This is a genomic window from Micromonospora sp. NBC_01405, from assembly GCF_045040155.1.
Taxonomy (GTDB): domain Bacteria; phylum Actinomycetota; class Actinomycetes; order Mycobacteriales; family Micromonosporaceae; genus Micromonospora.
In genome coordinates, this window is the sequence record NZ_CP109532.1 from 2,011,266 (window position 1) to 2,028,864 (window position 17,599).

16 protein-coding genes are annotated in these 17,599 nt (G+C 72.4%); 3 read left to right on the forward strand and 13 right to left on the reverse strand.

Features of this window, described 5'->3' with window-relative positions:
* Nucleotides 1-85: 85 nt before the first annotated feature.
* Both OG559_RS07830 and OG559_RS07835 read right to left on the reverse strand, forming a co-directional pair.
* Nucleotides 86-490 carry a roadblock/LC7 domain-containing protein gene (locus OG559_RS07830; protein ID WP_117671056.1) on the reverse strand — a complete coding sequence of 135 codons (405 nt, stop codon included), beginning with the start codon at nt 488-490 and terminating at the stop codon, nt 86-88.
* Nucleotides 487-3,981: a nitrate- and nitrite sensing domain-containing protein gene (locus OG559_RS07835; protein WP_405113846.1), complete on the reverse strand. Its 3,495-nt coding sequence runs from the start codon at nt 3,979-3,981 to the stop codon at nt 487-489. The genes OG559_RS07830 and OG559_RS07835 overlap by 4 nt, the downstream gene beginning before the upstream one ends.
* Before the next feature lie 460 nt (nt 3,982-4,441).
* Between OG559_RS07835 and OG559_RS07840 the strand changes: the two genes are divergently transcribed.
* The gene (locus OG559_RS07840; protein ID WP_405113848.1) at nt 4,442-4,780 is read left to right on the forward strand and encodes a hypothetical protein; all 339 of its coding nucleotides are present in this window, start codon (nt 4,442-4,444) and stop codon (nt 4,778-4,780) included.
* On the opposite strand, the gene OG559_RS07845 is transcribed toward OG559_RS07840, so the two are convergent.
* On the reverse strand, nt 4,781-5,860 hold the full coding sequence (locus OG559_RS07845; protein ID WP_405113850.1) for an adenosine deaminase: 1,080 nt from the start codon (nt 5,858-5,860) through the stop codon (nt 4,781-4,783). It lies immediately after the preceding gene.
* A gap of 206 nt (nt 5,861-6,066) precedes the next feature.
* Entirely contained in the window at nt 6,067-6,528 is a 462-nt protein-coding gene (locus OG559_RS07850) for a PPOX class F420-dependent oxidoreductase (protein ID WP_405113852.1), read from the reverse strand.
* Between the two features lie 70 nt (nt 6,529-6,598).
* Here OG559_RS07850 and OG559_RS07855 point away from each other — a divergent pair, with 70 nt between their 5' ends.
* Nucleotides 6,599-7,072 (forward strand): MarR family winged helix-turn-helix transcriptional regulator, encoded by a 474-nt coding sequence (locus OG559_RS07855; protein ID WP_405113854.1) that lies wholly within the window; start codon nt 6,599-6,601, stop codon nt 7,070-7,072.
* Between the two features lie 5 nt (nt 7,073-7,077).
* Entirely contained in the window at nt 7,078-7,941 is an 864-nt protein-coding gene (locus OG559_RS07860; RefSeq protein ID WP_405113856.1) for a putative RNA methyltransferase, read from the forward strand.
* 5 nt (nt 7,942-7,946) lie between these two features.
* On the opposite strand, the gene OG559_RS07865 is transcribed toward OG559_RS07860, so the two are convergent.
* From OG559_RS07865 to OG559_RS07905, 9 genes are all read right to left on the reverse strand, one after another.
* The gene (locus tag OG559_RS07865) at nt 7,947-8,627 is read right to left on the reverse strand and encodes a DUF4272 domain-containing protein (protein WP_405113858.1); all 681 of its coding nucleotides are present in this window, start codon (nt 8,625-8,627) and stop codon (nt 7,947-7,949) included.
* Between the two features lie 109 nt (nt 8,628-8,736).
* Nucleotides 8,737-10,017, reverse strand: a complete 1,281-nt coding sequence (locus tag OG559_RS07870) for a thymidine phosphorylase (protein WP_405113860.1) — start codon at nt 10,015-10,017, stop codon at nt 8,737-8,739.
* Nucleotides 10,018-10,075: 58 nt separating this feature from the next.
* On the reverse strand, nt 10,076-10,783 hold the full coding sequence (locus OG559_RS07875) for a cytidine deaminase (protein WP_387019611.1): 708 nt from the start codon (nt 10,781-10,783) through the stop codon (nt 10,076-10,078).
* A 62-nt stretch (nt 10,784-10,845) separates the two neighbouring features.
* Nucleotides 10,846-11,748: a hypothetical protein gene (locus OG559_RS07880; RefSeq protein WP_405113862.1), complete on the reverse strand. Its 903-nt coding sequence runs from the start codon at nt 11,746-11,748 to the stop codon at nt 10,846-10,848.
* Between the two features lie 62 nt (nt 11,749-11,810).
* Nucleotides 11,811-11,951 carry a hypothetical protein gene (locus OG559_RS07885; protein ID WP_405113864.1) on the reverse strand — a complete coding sequence of 47 codons (141 nt, stop codon included), beginning with the start codon at nt 11,949-11,951 and terminating at the stop codon, nt 11,811-11,813.
* A 100-nt stretch (nt 11,952-12,051) separates the two neighbouring features.
* Complete coding sequence (locus OG559_RS07890; RefSeq protein WP_405113866.1) at nt 12,052-13,332, reverse strand: ABC transporter permease; 1,281 nt, start codon at nt 13,330-13,332, stop codon at nt 12,052-12,054.
* 3 nt (nt 13,333-13,335) lie between these two features.
* Nucleotides 13,336-14,667 carry an ABC transporter permease gene (locus tag OG559_RS07895; protein WP_405113868.1) on the reverse strand — a complete coding sequence of 444 codons (1,332 nt, stop codon included), beginning with the start codon at nt 14,665-14,667 and terminating at the stop codon, nt 13,336-13,338.
* Nucleotides 14,664-16,325 carry an ABC transporter ATP-binding protein gene (locus OG559_RS07900; protein WP_405116473.1) on the reverse strand — a complete coding sequence of 554 codons (1,662 nt, stop codon included), beginning with the start codon at nt 16,323-16,325 and terminating at the stop codon, nt 14,664-14,666. The genes OG559_RS07895 and OG559_RS07900 overlap by 4 nt, the downstream gene beginning before the upstream one ends.
* Before the next feature lie 202 nt (nt 16,326-16,527).
* The gene (locus OG559_RS07905; protein WP_405116475.1) at nt 16,528-17,598 is read right to left on the reverse strand and encodes a BMP family protein; all 1,071 of its coding nucleotides are present in this window, start codon (nt 17,596-17,598) and stop codon (nt 16,528-16,530) included.
* Nucleotide 17,599: the final 1 nt, after the last annotated feature.

A 17,599-nucleotide genomic window follows, 5' to 3' on the forward strand; every position in this document is an offset into this window, starting at 1 on the left:
CGTCCCTGACACCGGCTGGCCCCTGGAACGGAACCCCTCGTCGTTGTCCTTGCCGCCCCGCCTGACCAACCGGTCAGCGCGTAGGTCAGCCCATCATCCCCACAGCCGCACGCGGCTGCGGGGTCAACGCGTCGCCCACCCGGTCGACCAGGAGGGCCATCTCGTAGCCGACCTGCCCGACGTCGCAGCTGCGAGCTGCGAGCACGGCGAAGGACGAACCGTCCGAGATGGACATCAGGAACAGGAAGCCGTTGTCCATCTCGACCACTGTCTGCAACACCGCGCCGCCCTCGAAGCAACGGGCCGCTCCCTGGGTCAGGCTGACCAGACCGGACGCGATCGCGGCCAACTGGTCGGCCCGGTCACGCGGAAGGTCTCGTGACGACGCGAGGAGCAGGCCGTCCGCGGAGACGGCGACCGCATGCGCGACACCGGGCACCCGGTCGGCGAAGTTGGCCAGCAGCCAACCGAGATCCTGCGTAGTTGTCATCGTTGTTGCTCCTTCTGCCCGCTCCCGGCCACCGGGCCTGAGCCAGACTGCGAGGATTGCTGCCCTCCCGGAGTCACGTCCGGGCTGGTCGAGTTACCGTCGGGCTCGGTACGCCCGCGCTGCACGCCTCGATGGTAGGCGGAGAGTAGGCCGCGGACCCCCTCCGGCGTACGGCGCTGAGCGGAGACGGCTGGCTTCTCCACCGCGCCCGGCACCAACTGGGCCATCGGCACCCGCTTGGGTAGGCCCTGGCGGGTGGTCTCCGCGACCGGAACCTCGGTGGCCGCCGAGGCGGCCCGCCAGCCGTCGTCGGCCGAGGTCTGCCAGGCGCTGCCTGGCCGGCGGCCCGTCAACGGGTCGACGGCGGGACCGCGTTGGGTGCCACCGCTGGTCGTCAGCCCGTTGTCGCGGGACACTCCTGCGGCCATCGGGATGTCTGCCATCGGTGCGTTACCTGTCGTCCGGGGTCCTGATGTCTGAACGGCCCGGTCGGCGACGTCGACCGCGGAGAACTGCTGGGTCACGGCGCTGTTGGCCCGGTCCGTGGCTCCGTTGGCCTGCGCCGGCTGGGCGGCGCCCTCCTCGGAGCCCGCCCGGCGGGTGCGGAACCACGCCGACTCGAGCTCCCGGAAGATCGGCAGCTCCATCGTCTCGTCGGCGTACCGCTGCTGGTTCTGGGCCTGCGGGGGCCCCGGCCGGCCCGGGGCCGGCTGGGCGACCGGGGCGTACGGCCCTGGCGGCACGTCGGTGCGCGGCACCCGCGGCAGTTCCGTGGTCATGTCCAGGGCGGCGGCGAGGCGCTCGGGCACCGGCGGGGTGGCCGGCTCCCGCGCCGGCGGGGCCACCGGCGGCCAGGCCGGCGGAGCGGCCGGCCCCGGGGCCGACGGCGTCGGCCGGCTCGGCAGCGGCGGCGCGGAGAACGGTTGACCGGAGACGGGCGCTGCGGAGTACGGCTGGCCGGAAACCGGCTGGCCTGGGAACGGGGCGGCCGAGACCGGCTGGCCGGAGACCGGCGCGCCCGAGACCGGAGGGGCGGAGACCGGCGGCGGGGTCCAGCCCCGGGTCTCCGGGCTGCTCGGCAGTTGCCGAGGTATCACCGGCTGCTGACCCGTGCTGTCCGGGTCGGCGTCGCCGGGGGCACGCCGTTGCGGCAGCGGGTCGATCGGCTGCCCGTTCGAGGTGCGCGGGCCGCGGGTGTCACCGCCGCTGACCCCGCTGGCCCCCGTCAGGTCGGACCAGGCCGGCATCGACCGGACGGAACCGCCGGCCGGGGCGGGCGTGCCCTGGCCGTTGCGCGAGGCCGGGTCGAACGTCCGGCCGCCCAGGGTGACCTGGTTGCCGGAGTGCCCCGGCCGCTGCGTGGGCGCGGAAGCCGACGGGCCGCCGCCGAAGGCGGCGAAGGCACCCAGGGTCGGGGGCGCCCCGGCCGGCTGTGGGCCGGGGGGCAGCGCGGACGGCTGCGGGCCGGAGGCCGACAGCGCGGACGGCTGCTGGACCCGGCCGGAGAGCGCGCGGGGCACCAGGACCGAGGTGGGCAGGGTGACGTCGGCGACGGTGCCTCGGTCGGCTCCGGGCCGCAACTCGACCCTGACCCCGTGTCGGGACGCCAGTCGGGCAACCACGACCAGACCCATCATCCGGGAGACGGCCACGTCCACCTGCGGCGGCGTGGCCAGCCGATCGTTCAGCTCGCTGAGCTGGTCGCCGCTGATGCCGATGCCCCGGTCCTCGACGTAGAGGGAGGCGCGGTCGCCGACGCGGCGGGCCTCCACCATCACCTGCGAGTCCGGCGGGGAGAAGGCGGTCGCATTGTCGAACAGCTCGGCGACCAGGTGGACCAGGTCGTTGACGGCGTGCGCGGCGACCTCGATGTCCCGGTCGATCACCCCGAACTCGATCCGGGTGTAGTGCTCAACCTCGGACTGGGCGGCCCGGAGCACGTCGATCAGCGCTGCGGGCTCGCGCTGCACGCGGGTGGAGTCGGCACCGGCGAGCACCAGCAGGTTCTCGTCGTTACGGCGCATCCGGGTGGCCAGGTGGTCGAGCTGGAACAGCTCGGCCAGCCGGTCCGGGTCCTCCTCGCCGCGCTCCAGCCGGTCGAGGTGGCCGATCAGCCGGTCGACCAGGATCTGCGAGCGGCGGGCCAGGTTGACGAACATGGTCGCGACGGACGCGCGCAGCGCGGCCTGCTCGGCCGCGGTCCGGACGGCTTCCAGGTGGACCGCGTTGAACGCCTCGGTCACCTGACCGAACTCGTCCTTGCTGCGGACCGGCAGCGGCTCGGCGATCTGGTTGGCCAGCTGGACCGGGGAGAGCTGGTTGGAGAGCTGCGGGTCGCGCAGGCGGGCGACCGCCTGGGGCAGCCCGTGCCGGGCGATCTTGTGTGCGCCCTCCCGCAGGTCGCGCAGTGAGCGGGCCATCGACCGGGCGACGAGGTAGGCGAAGAGGATGGCCAGCAGCAGCATGCTGAGCAGCAGTCCGGTCTGGACGAACACCGTGCGCTGCACGTCCGAGCGCAACCCGTCGGCCTGCCGGACCACGTCGCCGTCCAGCTTCGCCTCGACGGTGCGGATCAGCTTGGCGTTGGCCACCATGGCCGCGTCCCACTGGTCCGCCGCGAACGGCGCCTCGGTCATGCTGCCGTTGATGTTGCCGTCGATCCAGCCGGTGTAGTTCTGCGCCTCGCGCCGGTCACCGCCGGATACGGTCTGGTCGTGCAGGTCCGCCTCGGCGGAGTTGGCGACCGCCTTGAAGCTCTGCAGCGCCTGCTGCTGGCCGGTGCCGCTGGCGATGTAGTCGGTGCGCAGCACCGGGGTCAGCTCGCGCTGGATCAGCGCGCGGTGCACCACGACCCGGCGGACCGAGAGGTATTCCTTCTCGCGGGCGACGGCGGCCGAGGCCCGCATCCGGTCGCTGAGGTCGTTGTCGCCGGCGAGCTGGGTGGCGGAGTCGCGGACGGCGAGCAGGTCGTTGATCAGACCCTCGTACGCCTGCATCGCGTCGATGATCTTCAGCTTGCCGTTGAACACCTGGCTGCGGGTGCCGGGCAGGTCCTTCAGGTTCTGGTCGATCCCGTCGAGGAGGCCGTCCAGGCTGGCCGGCAGGTCCTCGATCTTGTTCCGCTGTTGCAGGTAGGGCCTCGTGTCCTGGTCCACCTGGCCGTTGACCCGGTTGTACGACTCCTGGTACCGGGCCCTGGACTGCTCGCCGTCGGCCCCGAGCAGCAGCACCGCCGAGGTGCGCTCGTCCTGGAGGCTGTTGACCAGCTTGCCGGAGTGGTCGACGAGGTTGGCCAGGTCGCCGGAGCGGTTGGCGTTGCCGAGGGTGTCCAGGTTGTCGACGAGGCCGCTGGTACCGACGACCACCGTCGCGATGGTCGGCACGATCATGATGAGACCGAGCTTTGACCAGATCGGCATGTCGCGGAGTCGGCCGGCCGGCCGACGCAGTCGCGACAGGAAGGAGCCCGCCGTCTTCGGCCGTTTGCTCACGTCACCGCCCTCGCGATCACAGCGTCCGCGCGTTGCCCCGGGCAACGCCCAGCGACCGACCCGGTGGGTCGGACCTCCGAGATTCCATCACGCCGTGTTCCAAAGAGAAAGCCCAGGTTGGCGGTTGCCGGGGGTGTGATGAGATGTTGATGCAATTTGCTCGCAATCTGTCTGGCCGGAGTCACACAAAGTAATGGATCATCCGCACCGCGTCGTCCTGCTCGCTGGCCCATCCGGCTCGGGAAAGTCGTACATCGCGCAACGAACCGGGCTCCCGGTCCTATGTCTGGACGACTTCTACAAGGACGGCGATGACCCTACGTTGCCGCGTCAGAACAACCTCGTTGACTGGGATTCACCGCGGTCGTGGGACGCCGAGGCGGCCGTGGAGACCATTGCCAGCCTGTCCCGGCACGGAAAGGCCGAAGTGCCGGTTTATGCGATCGGTGCGGACCGCCGGGTGGCCACCCGGCCATTCGAGGTAGCCGGGTCGCCATTCTTCATCGCCGAAGGAATCTTCGCCGCCGAGATCGTCGAGGAATGTCGACGCCGAGGGCTGCTCGCCGGGGCGTACGCGCTGCGCCGCCCGCGGGGGACCACCTTCCTCCGTCGACTCACCCGTGACCTCGCAGAACAGCGCAAGGCCCCCGGCGTACTGCTGCGCCGAGGGCTGGCCCTGCTGCGCGCCGAGCCTGCGGTGTTGCGTCGGCAGGCGGGGCTCGGCGCGCACCCGGCCCCGGCCGGCGAGGTGCTGCGCCGGGTGGCCGACCTGCTCGCCGGCCACCCGCACCGCCACTGATCAGCCCAGCAGCTTCGCGTACGCGGGCTTGATCACCTCGTCGATGATCGCCAGCCGCTCGTCGAACGGGATGAAGGCGCTCTTCATCGCGTTGATGGTGAACCACTGGAGTTCCTTCCAGCCGTAGCCGAAGGCGTCCACCAGCAGCGCCATCTCCCGGGACATCGAGGTGCCGCTCATCAGCCGGTTGTCGGTGTTCACCGTCGCCCTGAAGCGCAGGTCGCGCAGGAGCCCGATCGGGTGCTCGGCGATGGACGCCGCCGCCCCGGTCTGCACGTTCGACGACGGGCACAGCTCCAGCGGGATCCGCTTGTCCCGCACGTACGCGGCCAGCCGGCCGAGCGTCGGCGGTTCGCCGGGGGTGATGTCGTCGACGATGCGCACCCCGTGGCCGAGCCGGTCCGCGCCGCACCACTGGATGGCCTGCCAGATCGACGGCAGACCGAAGGCCTCGCCGGCGTGGATGGTGAAGTGGAAGTTCTCCCGCTGGAGGTACTCGAAGGCGTCCAGGTGCCGGGTGGGCGGGAAGCCCGCCTCCGCGCCGGCGATGTCGAAGCCGACCACACCGGCGTCCCGGTGCCGGACGGCCAGCTCGGCGATCTCCTGCGACCGGGCGGCGTGCCGCATCGCGGTGAGCAGTGTGCCGACCCGGATCGGGGTGCCGGCCTCCGCGGCCAGTGCCGCGCCCTCGGTGAACCCGGCGACGACGGCCTCCACCACCTCGTCCAGGGTCAGGTCCCGCTCCAGGTGCTGCTCGGGGGCGAACCGCACCTCGGCGTAGACCACCCCGTCGGCGGCCAGGTCCTGGGCGCACTCCCTGGCCACCCGCCGCAGTGACGACGGGGTCTGCATGACGGCGACGGTGTGCGCGAACGTCTCCAGATAGCGCTCCAGGGACCCGGAGTTGGCCGCCTCGACGAACCACCGACCCAGCGACTCGGGGTCGGTGGTGGGCAGCTCGTGACCCACCTCGGCGGCCAGCTCGACGATTGTCGCCGGCCGCAGGCCGCCGTCGAGGTGATCGTGCAGCAGCGCCTTCGGGACCTTGACGATGTCCTCGTAACGAATTGTCGCGACCATGCTGAGACCCTAGTCGGCCCCGCCGGGCCCGCCTATGGACCGGCGGGGATCGGCGGCCGGCGTGCCGCCGGTCCGGACCGGGCCGGCCCCGTGGTCTGGTCCGGCCGGGCACCCGGGCCGCCCGACCGGACCGGCCCGCCCGGCCGGACCGGGAGGCCGCCGGGACCGAAAGGCCAGCCGGACCGGGAAGCCGGCCCCGCGCCCGGTCAGGGACGCCAGCCGTACACCCGCTCGACGGCGAGCCGGAGCACCAGCCGACCGTCGGCGACCATCACCGCCCGGTATTCGGCCCAGTCGGGGTGCTCGCCACGGATCCGCCGGTAGACCTCGACCAGTTCCTCGACGGCTGCGTCGTCGGCCGCCGCCGCCGGCGGGGTGAGCGTGACCACGCCCTCCGCGACCGCGTATGCCCCGCCGTCGGCGGTGGCGACGTGCAGGCTGGCCCGGGGGTCGCGGCGCAGGTTGCGCACCTTGGCCCGGTCGGCGGTGGTGGAGCAGCGGATCAGGCCGGGCTCGGCGAGGAAGTCGAGGTTGGACAGCTGGGGCCGCCCGTCGCGCCGCAGGGTGACCAGCACGCCCCGGCCCCGCTCCCCGAACAGTTCCCACAGCCGGGCGTTCACGCCGGCACCCGCAGCGGGGCGAGGGCGGCGGCCGGCCGGCTCGACCATCTGGTTGACATGTCACCTACCCTAGGAGGCGGATTGATGACATGTCAACCAGATGGCTAGGATGGCCGGCATGGAACGACCACGCTGGCTCGACGAGCGGGAGCAGAGCGCCTGGCGCGGATACCGGCGGATGCGCCGCCTGCTCGACCTGGAGCTGGCCCGCGAGCTGATGCGGGACGCGGGGCTCTCCGAGCCCGACTACGACGTCCTCTCCGACCTGGCGGAGACGCCCGACCAGCGGCTGCGGCTCAGCGAGCTGGCCGACCGGATGCTCTGGTCGCGCAGCCGGCTCTCCCACCACCTGACCCGCATGCAGCAGCGTGGCCTGGTCACCCGCGAGGAGTGCGCGGCGGACGGGCGGGGCGCGGTCGTCGCGCTCACCGCCGAGGGCCGACGCGCCGTCGAGGCGGCGGCCCCCGGGCACGTGGCGGCGGTCCGCCGGCACCTCATCGACCTGCTGACCCCCGACGAGATCGCCGCGCTGGACGCGCTCACGCACCGGGTCGTCGACCACCTGACCGACGAGGGCCGGTCGCTACGGTGACCCCGGTGACCGATCCCCGCATCGTCGGCCGGCTGCGCTGCCCGGTCTGCGCGGAGCCACTCGCGGAGGCCGTCGCCGGGACCGGCCGGGCGCTGCGCTGCCCGCGCCGGCACAGCTTCGACGTGGCCCGCCAGGGGTACGTCAACCTGCTCGCCGGCCGCGCCCCGCACATCGGGGACACCGCCGAGATGGTGGCCGCCCGCGCCGACTTCCTGGCCGCCGGCCACTACGACCTGGTCTCCGCCGCGCTCGCCGAGGCGGCCCGCGACGTGCCGACGGGGGCGGCGGACGGGGCGTACCCGCTGGTGGTGGACGCCGGCGCCGGGACCGGCCGGCACCTCGCGGCGGTGCTGGCGGCGCTGCCCGACGCCGTGGGCCTCGCCCTCGACGTGTCCAAGCCGGCGCTGCGCCGGGCGGCGCGGGCCCATCCGCGCGCGGCGGCGGCCCTCGCCGACACCTGGCAGCGGCTACCGCTGGCCGACGGCAGCGTCGCCGTGCTGCTCGACGTCTTCGCCCCGCGCAACGGGGCCGAGTTCCGCCGGGTGCTGCACCCGGCCGGCGCGCTGCTGGTGGTCACCCCGGCCGAGGACCACCTCACCGAACTGGTCGACGCGCTCGACCTGCTGCGGGTCGACCCGGCCAAGGCCGACCGGGTCGCCGGGAGCCTGGCCGGCCAGTTCGACGAGGTCGCCACAACGGTGCTGCGGTCCCGGCTGGAGCTGACCCACCCGGAGGTGGCCACCCTGGTCGGGATGGGGCCCAGCGCCTGGCACGCCGACCCGGCCGCCCGCGCCGCGCGGACCGCCGCGCTGCCCGAGCCGGTCGGGGTGACCCTCGCGGTCCGGCTGAGCGTGCACCGCCCCCGCTGAGCGGCTCAGGTCGAAAGGTCGACCTCTTCCCAGCCCGGCGGCTCGTCGTGGTACTGCCCCCGCAGGACCACGGCCCACTCCAGCGCCCACCGGCGCTGCCCGATGGCGTTCGCGTCGACCAGCCCCGGCAGCGACCGGCCGGACCGCTCCAGCTCCAGGTACGCCCAGTCGAGGCAGTAGTGCAGGTCGAGCAGGGCCGCCGCGTCGGCCGGGTGCTGGGGCGCGGCGAGGATGCGGGAACGCCACTCGGCGAACGTCTCCCCCGCGGCGATCTGCGGCAGCCGCTCCACCAGCCGGTCGTCCACCGGCATGGTCGGGTCGAGCTGCTTGGTCAGGCCGAGCACCCAGGCCAGGGAGAAGAGCGCGTCGTGGTGCAGCACGAACGACCGGTGGTCGCCCCGGCCACCCATCACGAACTGCCCCTCCGGCGGGGTGACCATGTCGACCAGGTGCGAGGCGAGCAGCCAGCTCATCGCGGCCTGCGGCGGCATGCCGAAGCACCGGGCCAGGATCAGGTGCAGCACCGCGATCCTGGCCTCGATCTCCACGGTCGGCCGCAGCTCGATCTCGTCGCCCGGCTCCCACACCAGGGGGTACTGGCTCGGGGGCAGGGGCAGTCCCAACCGGGACAACTCGTCCAGGCTGGCCTCTCGGACCTCTCGCGGGTCGGGGGCGGGTATGCGCACGGCTCAGATCCCTGTCAGTCGCATCAACTCAGCGCTGGTCGTCCCCCGTGGCCTGGGAGAATAGCCGGTTCCGGTGGGCGGCACCACGGCCCCCTGCCGCTCGTCCGGCTCAGCCGATCCGCTCGATGACCAGCGGCTTCGTGGCCGGGGCGGTGGCCGAGATCCGTACCGCGCCGGCCGCCTCGGCCAGCGCCGCCGGGATCCGGGCGGCGTGCTCGGCGCGCAGCTCGTACAACGGCTCGCCGGCCCGCACCGGGTCGCCGGGTCGCTTGTGCAGCACCACCCCGGACGGCACGCTGACCGGGTCCTCCTTGCGGGCCCGACCCGCGCCGAGCCGCCAGGCCGCCACCCCGATCGCGTACGCGTCGACCGAGGAGACGAAGCCGTCCGCGTCGGCGGTGACCACCTCGATCTCGTTCGCCGTGGGCATGGGCGCGTCCGGGTCGCCACCCTGGGCGCGGATCATCGTCCGCCAGGAGTCCATCGCCCGGCCGTCGCGCAGTGCCGCCGCCGGATCGGCGTCGGGCAGCCCGGCCGCGTCGAGCATCTCCCGGGCCAGGGCCAGGGTCAGTTCCACCACGTCGGCGGGGCCGCCCCCGGCCAGCACCTCGACCGACTCGGTCACCTCGACCGCGTTGCCGACGGTCAGCCCGAGCGGGGTGGACATGTCGGTGAGCAGGGCGACGGTCCGCACCCCGTGCGCGCCGCCCAGCTCGACCATGGTGCGGGCCAGCTCCCGGGCGTCATCGACGGACTTCATGAACGCACCGGAGCCGACCTTCACGTCCAGCACCAGCGCGCCGGTCCCCTCGGCGATCTTCTTGCTCATGATCGAGCTGGCGATCAGCGGGATCGCCTCCACAGTGCCCGTGACGTCGCGCAGCGCGTACAGCTTGCGGTCTGCCGGGGCCAGGCCGTCGCCGGCCGCGCAGATCACCGCGCCCACCTCGCGGAGCTGCCGGATGAACTCGTCATTGGTCAGCGCGGCCCGCCAGCCGGGAATCGACTCCAGCTTGTCCAGGGTGCCGCCGGTGTGGCCCAGGCCCCGCCCGGAGAGCTGCGGCACCGCGCCGCCGCACGCCGCGACCAGCGGGGTGAGCGGGAGGGTGATCTTGTCACCGACGCCGCCGGTGGAGTGCTTGTCGACGGTCGGCCGGTCGACGGCGGACAGGTCCAGCCGCTGCCCGCTGGCAATCATCGCGGCGGTCCACCGGGCGATCTCCGGCGCGCTCATCCCGCGCAGCAGGATCGCCATGGCCAGCGCCGACATCTGCTCGTCGGCCACCAGACCCGTCGTGTACGCGTCGACCACCCAGTCGATCTGGGCGTCGCTCAGCACGCCGCCGTCCCGCTTGGCCCGGATGACGTCGACCGCCGTGAAAGCACTCACCGTTGAGTTCCTCTTCTCGTCCTCGCAGCTTTCGGGCCGCGGCCCGCCACCACCCGGCTCAGCCCGCCCAGCGGACCGGCACCTCCATCGGCGGCTCGCCCTCGCCGGCCCAGAAGATGGTGCCGGTCGCGTCGACCACCACCACGCGCGGGGTACGGGCGTGACCCCAGGCGATCGCCTCGGCCGGGTCGCCCCAGCTCGGGCCCTCCTCCAGCACGCCGGTCTCGGCGCCCTCCGTGTCCCCGGCCGACCGCTCCCAGTACGCCGTCCACACCTGCTGCCCGGCGGACAGGTCCGGGTGCACGAAGACGCTGCCCCGCCCCCGCCAGGCGGCCAGCCGGTCCGGCACCACCGGCACCGGCCGCTCGCCGGTCACCGCCTCGATGTCGGCCACGTCGAAGGCGTGCGGCAGCAGCTCCGCCATGCTCAGCGGGCCGTCCTTGGCCTCGACCAGGCACTGCGGGCCGCCCTGCTCCCAGAGCAGCTGCCGACACCGGCCGCACGGCATCAGCGGCTCGCCGGTGGCATCGACGCAGGAGAGCGCGACGATCCGGCCCCCGCCGGTGGCGTGCAGCGAGGAGACCACCCCGCACTCGGCGCAGAGCACCACCCCGTACGCGGCGTTCTCGACGTTGCAGCCGACCACGATCCGGCCGTCGTCGACCAGGGCGGCGGCCCCGACCGGGAACTTCGAGTACGGCACGTACGCGTGGCGCATCACCTCGGTGGCGGCGGCCCGCAGCCGCTCCCAGTCGATGTCGGTCATCCCGCCATTCTGCCCAATTGGCGCCGGTCAGGCACGGGCAGGGCGCGCAGACGCGGCCCGACTCAGCCGACGGCCAGCTCCGCCAGCCGCCCGGGGGTCACCTCGGTCAGGTTCGCCGCAGCTGCGCCGAGGTCGGCGGCGGGCACGTCGATGCCGGGGTCGACGTACACCAGCACCTCGTTCCTACGGACGAGATGGACCGGGTCGTCCCGCTCGACGCGTACCCAGTGATCCGGTCCGACAGGTCGGCACGGCGGCGCGCTCGCCGGGTCGGTGGTGGGCTGGTCGCGGTCGAGTTCGTCGGTGGTGGGCCCGCAGTGCGTGGGCGGCGCGAAGCCCGTCGGGACGGGTACCACGACGATCGTGAACCAGAGCTCGCCCCTGTGCATCGACACCGAGAGCCTTCGGTCGCCACGGTTGGCGTGAGCCGCGACGACCTGGTAGCCGTCCACCCGCGTCACCAACAGAGGCAGCCCGAGCTGGGAGAACTCCTCCTCCAGGTTGGCCCGCCGCGCCGTACCGTGAAGGACGGGGAAGAACCCGTACGGCGCCAGCAGCAGCGCCACCGCCGCGACGACCTGGACGGCCACCGGCAGCCGACGGACCCCCAACAGGACGCCCCCAGCGAAGCCGACCGCGCCGAACACCGCGGCCAGCCCGGCGGACGGCGGCGTCCAGCGCGGCTGGAACGCCTCGTAGAACAGGAGGGCGTCGGCTGTGACGATGGCCCCGAGGAGGGCCGACGGCACCGCCCGGTCGACACCGGACACCCACAGCGCGAGCCAGACCAGGGCGGTCACGACCAGCGGACCGACGAGGAGCACGGGCAGTCGCCAGGTCAGGCAGTCGCCGATGGTCTCCGGCTCGCAACCCGCGAAGAGCAGAGCCTCGGTACGCCACAGGGACGCGAGCACAGCCGCCCCGAGCGCCCCCAGTGCCCCGGCGAGCGAGGCCGCTCGGATCATGCGCGTCTCTTCCCCTTCGAGCCGTGGAGCCCGGTTGAAGGACAGCCGGGCTCCACGTGACGTCACCAGCGGTAGCCATACATATCCATGTACCCGTTCAGGGTACGGACGTAGGCGAGGTTGCCGTCCTGGTTGGGGTGCAGCGTCTCCATGCTCGCAGGCTGCACCGGGTCGCCATCGTCGTCCGTCAGCAGTTCAGGCACCACGAACCCGTTCAGGTACGGCCGGATCATCGATGCGTCACGGCCCCGGAACCGGCCGTGCCCGACGGGAATTCCCGCCGGGCACGGATCCGAGACGAGTTCAGCCCTTGATGTACGGCTTGCCGTCGGCGGCCGGCGCGCGGACCTTGCCGACGAGTCCGGCCACCGCCAGCATGGTCGCCAGGTACGGCAGCATGGCCAGGAACTGGCTGGGGATGCTGCTGCCGACGGCCCCGAGGTACGTGCCGAGTTGGTCGGCGAAGCCGAAGAACAGCGCCGCGAGCAGCGCCCCCGTCGGGCTCCACCGGCCGAAGATCAGCGCGGCCAGGGCGATGAAGCCCTTGCCGCCGATCATGTTCTTGGTGAACGAGTAGAGCGCCAGCGTGTACGACGCGCCGCCGATCCCGGCCACCACCCCGGCCAGCAGGACGTTGCGGTAGCGCAGCCCCAGCACCTTCACGCCGAGGGTGTCGGCGGCGGTGGGATGCTCGCCGACCGCCCGGGTGCGCAGGCCCCAGCGGGTGCGGAACAGCGCAATGTGGATCACCAGCACCAGCAGCAGGCCGAGGTAGAGGAAGATGTTGCTGCGGAACAGCGCCGGCCCCAGCACCGGGATGTCCCTGAGCAGCGGGATCTCCCAGTTGCTGAACCGGGGCGCGGAGTTGTACTTCTCCGCGTTGGTCTGCATCAGCCGCTCGTAGAGGAAGCCGGTGATGCCGACCGCCAGCAGGTTCAGCACGATGCCCATGACCACCTGGTCCACCAGGTAGCGGATGGCGAACACGGCCAGCAGCAGCGAGATGAACGCGCCGCCGATCGCGGCGGCGACCAGGCCCACCCAGACGCTGCCGGAGAGGCTGCCGAACAGCGCGCCGCTGAACGCGCCCATCAGCAACTGTCCCTCGATGGCCACGTTGACCACGCCGGAACGCTCGCAGAGCACCCCGGCCAGCGCGCCGAAGATCAGCGGCAGGGCCAGGATGAAGGTGCCGCGCACCATGTTGACCAGGGGCATGAAGTTCCGCCCCTCCGGGGCGGCGGAGACCTGCCAGCACAGGAACGACAGCACGAAGGCGGCCAGCCCGACGCCGAGCAGCACGGTGAACCAGCGCTTCGGCACCCCGGCCATCAGGGCCGCGCCGGCCGCCGCGGCGATGATGCCGAACAGGATCGCGCCGACGGTGCCGTGGATCTCCAGCGCCGCGCCGCCCTCGGTCTCGCTGAGGGTGAAGCGGGCCTGCCGGTCGGTGGCGAGCGCTCCGAAGAGCACCGTCGCGAGCACGCCGAGCGCCAGCAGCACCGCGCCGATCTTGCGGGTGCGGGTCCAGAAGCCCTCGTCGACCTGGGCCACGGCGACGTCCGGAACAGCCATGGTTGACATGCGTTACCAGCCCTTCGCCAGGCTCGTCTGCAACCGGGCGGCACGGGCGGCCCGGAGCTGGAAGATCGCCTTCACCAGGGCCGGCGCGGCGATGAAGATGACGATCAGCGCCTGGAGCACGGTGACCAGCTCCAGCGAGATCCCCGAGTACGACTGCATCCGGTTGCCGCCGGCCTGGAGCGCGCCGAACAGCAGCGCGGCCAGCAGCACGCCCCACGGCTTGACCCGGCCCAGCAGGGCCACCAGGATGCCGTCGAACCCGATCTGGGCGACCACCAGCGGGGTGAGCGCGTTAGCCGTCGAGCCGAGCACCATCTGGCTACCGCCGAGCCCGGCGAGCAGGCCGGCGATCGCCATCATCAGCACGTACGTCTTGGCGACGCTGATGCCGGCGGTGCGGGCGGCGTCCGGGTTCGCGCCGACCGCGCGCAGCTCGAAGCCGAAGGTGGAGCGGTTGAGCAGCCAGGCGACGAACCAGGTGGCCAGCACGGCCAGCAGGATGCCGGCGTGCACCCGCAGGTCGCCGCCGAGCAGCCGGGGGAGCTGGGCGGAGGAGTCGACGGGCCTGCTGATCGCATCGGCCCGGTCGGGGTTCTGCACGCCGCTCTGAATGATGATCCAGGACAGGAAGTACACCGCGACGTAGTTGAGCATGATCGTGTTGATCACCTCATGAGCGCCGGTGCGCGCCTTCAGGATGCCGGGGATGAAGCCCCAGAGCGCGCCGCCGACCGCGCCGGCGAGCAGGGCGACGATCAGGTGCAGCACCGGGGGCAGCGGCAGCAGGAAGCCGGCCAACGCGGCGAGGATGACGCCGATGGTGGCCTGGCCCTGCGCGCCGATGTTGAACAGGCCGCCCCGGAAGGCGAGCGCCACCGACAGGCCGGTGAAGACCAGCGGCGCGGTGTAGGTGAGCGTCTCGGAGATCGGGCTGAGCGCCGCGGTGAACCCGGACGCCTCCGGGTCGAAGATCGCCCCCTTGAACAGGTTCGCGTACGCCTCGCTGACCACCGTCCAACTCGCGTTCAACGCATCGACCGGGCGGGCGGTGATGTAGGCGTAGGTGGCCAGCACCTCCGGGTCCGACACGATGATCAGCACGGCGCCGACGAGCATCGCCAGCAGCACCGCGAGCACCGTGACGGTGACCGTGTTGGCCGCCCACAGGTTGTCCAGGAACAGCCGGCCCAGGGCGGGGCGGTCCGGTTCCGGCTCCCGCTTCGGCGTGGTCGCCGTCGCGGCGCGGTCGACGCCACCGGCCGCCACCTGCGCGGCCTGCGCCTCGGTCGCCGGCTCCTTGTCGGGCGAGCCCGACGCCGGGTTGGGGTTGGTCATGCCTCGTCCTCGTTACGGGGGCCCTCGGGGGCCGGGGTCGCCGCGCCGTCGGCCGGGGCGGTGCTGCCGGCGGTCGGGCCGGTGGCTTCGGTCGTCGCGCCGTCGGCCGGGGCGGTGCTGCCGGGGGCCGCGCCGTCGGCTTCGGTGGCCGCGTCGGGGGTGATGCCGGCCATCAGCAGGCCGATCTCCTCGCGCGGGGTGTTCGGCCCGACGATGCCGATGATCCGGCCCCGGTACATCACCGCGATCCGGTCGGCCAGGCTGATCACCTCGTCCAGCTCGCTGGAGACGACCATGACGGCGGTGCCCACGTCCCGCTCCCGGATCACCTGGGAGTGGATGAACTCGATGGAGCCGACGTCGACGCCACGGGTCGGCTGGGCTGCGATGAAGAGCTTCAGCGGCCGGGACAGCTCCCGGGCCACGATCACCTTCTGCTGGTTGCCGCCGGAGAGGGTGCCGACGGCCGCGTCGGCCGACGGGGTACGGACGTCGAACTGCTCGATCCGCTCCTGCGCCGACTTCGCGATGGCGTCCGGCTTCAGGGACAGCCCCTTGCCGAACGGCGGGCGGTCGTAGATGTCCAGCACCAGGTTCTCGGCGACGGAGAACTCCTTCACCAGGCCGTCGACGCTGCGGTCCTCGGGGACGTAGCCGACCCCGGCGCGCAGCACCTTCTTGGTCGACCAGCCGTGCACCGGCTGGCCGTCCAGGGTGACCGTGCCGGCGAGGACCGGACGCAGGCCCATGATGGCCTCGATCAGCTCGGTCTGGCCGTTGCCCTGCACGCCCGCCACGCCGAGCACCTCGCCCGCGCGCACGGTCAGGTCGATTCCGTCGACGGCGCGGATCTGCCGGTCGTCGTCGACGACCAGGCCGGCGACCTCCAGGATCGGCCGGCCCGGGGTGGCCGGCGGCTTCTCCACGGTCAGCCGGACGCTGCGGCCCACCATCTTGGCGGCCAACTCGTCCCGGCTCGCGGTCGGCGAGGCGGTGCCCACGGTCTTCCCGCGCCGGATCACCGTGATCCGGTCGGCGATGGCCTTGACCTCGCCGAGCTTGTGGGTGATGAAGACGATCGACTTGCCGGCGGCCTTGAGCGACCGCATGACCGTGAGCAGTTCCTCGGTCTCCTGCGGGGTGAGCACGGCGGTCGGCTCGTCGAGGATCAGCAGGTCGACGTCGCGGGTGAGGGCCTTGACGATCTCCACCCGCTGCTGGATACCGACCGGCAGGTCCTCGATCACCGCGTCCGGGTCGACGCGCAGGTTGTACCGCTCGGAGACCTCGGCGACCTCGCGCCGGGCCCGCCGCCGGTCCAGGAAACCGGCGATGCCGCCCTTGACCTGCTCGGCGCCGAGCATGACGTTCTCGGCGACGGTGAAGACCGGCACCAGCATGAAGTGCTGGTGCACCATGCCGATCCCGGCCGCGATCGCGTCCGAGGGGCCCTTCAGCTTCAGCGGCTTCCCGTCGACCAGGATCTCGCCCTCGTCGGGCTGGTACAGCCCGTAGAGCACGTTCATCAGGGTCGACTTGCCGGCGCCGTTCTCGCCGAGCAGGGCGTGAATCTCTCCAGGCTCCACCGTCAGGTCGATGTGGTCGTTGGCGACCAGATCACCGAACCGCTTGGTGATGCCGCGCAGTTCGAGTTTCAGCGCAACCTCCTGGAGTGCGAGCGATGGTGCGGCGGGGCCGCCGCGGGGCCGGTCGCCGGCCGGGCCGGGCGTCGGGTGGCGCGGACCGGCCGCCCCGGCTCCGCAGGAGTGCTCCCCGCGTACGTCGAGGCGGCCGGTCGTCAGGCGTGGGGGCCGCCGGCCCCCGCGGTCGATGATCGCACCGCGGTGGCCGACGGAGCGGTCACTTGGTCGGCTGGGCCTTCGAGGTGACCGTGATGGTGCCGGCGGCGATGTCCGCCTTGAGCTTCTCGACCTCGGCCTTGAGGTCCGCCGGGACCTTGCTGTCGAAGTCGTGGTACGGGGCGAGCGAGACGCCGTTGTTGGCCAGGTTGCCCACGAAGCCCGGGGTGGCCTGGAGCTTCTCGCCACCGGCGGCCTTGACCACCGCATCCTTGACGGAGTCGGCGATGTTCTTGACCACGGTGGTCAGCAGCGTCGAGCAGTTCGGGGTGCTCTCGCAGCCGTCGGCGTCGACCCAGATGACCGAGTACTTGCCGCCGGAGGCCTGGGCCGCCGAGGTGGTGCCGAGGCCCGCGCCGCCGGCGACCGGCATGATGATGTCCGCGCCCTGGGCGACCAGGGTGTCGGAGACCTTCTTGCCCTCGTCCTGCTTGGTGAAGTCGTTGGTGAAGGAACCCTTCTGGGTCGCCTTGTCCCAGCCCAGCACCTGGACGTTCTTGCTCTTGGCCTTGTTGTAGTGCGCCACGCCGTCGGCGAAGCCATCCATGAAGATGGTCACCGGCGGGATCGGCAGGCCACCGTAGGTGCCGACCTTGCCGGTCTTGCTCATCCCGGCGGCGAGGTAACCGGCCTGGAACGCGGCCTGCGCGGTGTCGAACTGCATCGGGTAGATGTTGGCCACACCCGGGTTCGAGTCGACGATGCCGAACTGCTGGTTCGGGTTCGCCTGGGCGATCTTCTTGGTGGCGTCGGTCATGAGACCGCCGACGGCCAGGACGAAGTCGCACTTCTGGTTGACGTACCCGGTCAGGTTGACCTCGTAGTCCGCCTCGGCCTTCGACGCGACGTACTTGATGTCGATGTTGTCGTTGGCCTTCTTGGCCTCCTGCAGGCCCTTCCAGGCCGAGGTGTTGAACGACTTGTCGTCGATGCCGCCGACGTCGGTCACCATGCAGGCGCTGTATTTCTTGGCACCGGTGCTCCCGGCGTCCTTGTCGTCCTCGGGGGCCTCACCACACGCGGCGGCGCCCAGCACGAGCCCACCCGCCACGAAGGCGGAGGCGATCCGCATC